The sequence below is a fragment of the Pantoea sp. GbtcB22 genome (assembly GCF_019091025.1).
Lineage (GTDB): Bacteria > Pseudomonadota > Gammaproteobacteria > Enterobacterales > Enterobacteriaceae > Pantoea > Pantoea leporis.
Map to the genome: position 1 here is coordinate 1 of NZ_JAGXKB010000905.1, position 234 is coordinate 234.

Genomic DNA, 234 nt, shown 5'->3' on the forward strand with positions numbered 1-234 from the left:
AAGGGCGGCCAGTGGGCTGACGGCCAGGAGCTGAACTTCGGTAACGGCCCGTTTGAAGTGAAATCAATCGGTTGGGGTTACTATTTGGTGGTGGGTTACATCTTCTAAGTAGTTGGTTTCCCTAACCCTCTCCCACAAGTGGGAGAGGGAACAGATCGTGCCCCTACCAACCCCCTCTCCCGCTTGCGGGAGAGGGCTGGGGTGAGGGCCAGCGCGCACCCTCTACTCAAATCT

At 57.7% G+C, this 234-nt stretch carries 1 pseudogene; it reads left to right on the top strand.

The features are described 5' to 3' along the window. Positions 1–108, top strand: a pseudogene (locus KVT28_RS27015) (nucleoside-specific channel-forming protein Tsx); the annotation flags it as partial. Positions 109–234: the final 126 nt, after the last annotated feature.